At 57.6% G+C, this 1,979-nt stretch carries 2 protein-coding genes; both read left to right on the top strand.

Annotated elements, in window-relative coordinates; genetic code table 11:
- The coding region (locus ACOSYY_RS15675; protein ID WP_421663549.1) for a BMP family ABC transporter substrate-binding protein at nt 1-882 on the top strand (882 nt) is incomplete at its 5' end.
- 7 nt (nt 883-889) lie between these two features.
- A complete protein-coding gene (locus ACOSYY_RS15680) occupies nt 890-1,942 on the top strand; it encodes an ABC transporter permease (RefSeq protein WP_421663551.1) in 1,053 nt (350 codons plus the stop codon).
- Nucleotides 1,943-1,979: the final 37 nt, after the last annotated feature.

Here is a 1,979-nt window from a genome sequence, read left to right on the forward strand (position 1 = left end):
GAGGTCCAAAAAACCATGGAGAGCATGGTTAAGCTGGACGGAGCGCAGGTGCTTTTCCCCACCTCCTTCGGGTATTTCGATCCGCACATTCTCAAGATCGCGCCCACCTATCCCAATATTCAGTTCTTGCACTGTGGAGGGCTCTATCAGGAGGGAAAACACCCGAAGAACGTCGGAAGTTACTTCGGCTATATCGACGAATCGCAATACGTGGCGGGCATTGTCGCGGGAGGGATGAGCAAGAGCGGAAAGCTGGGATTCGTGGCCGCCAAACCAATCCCCCAAGTACTCCGGAACGTCAACAACTATACCCTCGGGGCCCGCAGCATCAAGCCAAACACGACGGTCCATGTGATCTTCACGGGCGACTGGTCATTGCCGGTCCGTGAAGCGGAAGCGACGAACAGCTTGGTGGATCAAGGGATCGACGTCGTCACCTGTCACGTCGATAGTCCCAAGGTCGTCATCACGACCTGCGAAAAGCGTGGCATCTTCTGCACCGGTTACCACTGCAATCAATCCAAGCTCGCGCCCAAAGGCTATCTCACGGGAGCCGAATGGAATTGGGCCAAAGTCTACATGGACTATGCCGAGATGATCCGTAAGGGACAGCAAATTCCTCACCTGGTGCGAGGAGGGTTGAAGGAAGGAATCGTGCGGGTCTCCGATTATAACCAAGCGGTGACGGAAGCCGTCCGCAAACAGGCCGACGCAGCCAAAGAAAAGTTCATGAGCGGAGGGATGGTCGTATACAAGGGTCCGATCAAAGACAATACCGGTCGCGTCGTCATCGCGGCAGGCAAGGAGCATGTCCAAACCGATATCTGGCTGGAAAGTATGGATTGGCTGGCCGAGGGAGTCATCGGCTCAACGAAGTCATGAGATAGCCGTGCCGCAGACTCTGAATAAAGCGTTGGAACCGTTCCTCATCATCGTCGGATCTCTGACGGTCTCGATGGTGTTGTTCGGAATCTTCGTGGCTTCGGCCGGAGCGGATCCGTTCGAGGTCTATCAGACAATGTATCGCGCCGCCTTCGGCACGTCATTTTCGTGGCAAAACACGCTGGTCCGTGCCGCGCCGTTGATGCTGACGGCTCTGTGCACTGCGCTGCCCGGCTATCTCGGCTTGATCATCATTGGAGGCGAAGGCGCCGTCGTCATGGGTGGCCTCTTTGCGGCGCTCGCCGCTCTCATGATGCCTACGGCTCCTCCCATGGTCGTTCTGATCACCATGGCGCTCGCCGGTATGGCGGCGGGCGGTCTGTGGCTCACCATTGGAGGCGCCCTTCGGCACTATCGCGCCGTCAATGAAACCATCAGCAGTCTCTTGCTGAACTACATTGCCATTGCGCTGTTGAACCACCTCGTCACCAGCACCTTCCGCGACCCGGAGAGCCTCAATCATCCTTCGACGCATCATATCGGAGAGGCCAATATGATCGGCGTCATCCCGGGAACAGACCTCCACTGGGGATTGGTGTTCGGCATTGTGGCCTGTGTCATCGCGTGGTTTCTCATGCATCACACGGTGTTCGGTTTTGCCTCTCAGATTGCAGGGGGCAATGTGCGAGCCGCCCAGATCGCCGGACTGCCGGTGGGGCGGTTGATTCTTATCGTGTGCTTCGTGGCGGGAGCCGCCGGAGGACTGGCGGGCATGGTGGAGGTCGCGGCCATCCACGGGAGGGCCAACGATACCCTCAACGCCAATTATGGGTATGCCGGCATTCTCGTGGCTTTTGTGGCGCGCAATAATCCCTTGGCGGTTATTCCCGTTGCCGTCTTGCTGGGAGGCATCCGCGCCAGCAGCGGACTGTTGCAGCGAGCCCATGAGCTACCCGACGCGACCGTGCTTGTGATGCAGGGCATCATTTTTCTCGTCATTCTGTTCAGCGAAACTCTTTACGGCCGATTTGCGAGATTGCAGAAACAAGGAGCGTCTTGATGGAAGCCGGATGGTGGGGAGTGCTCATCGCGGTCTT

The sequence above is a fragment of the Nitrospira sp. BLG_2 genome, assembly GCF_049222245.1.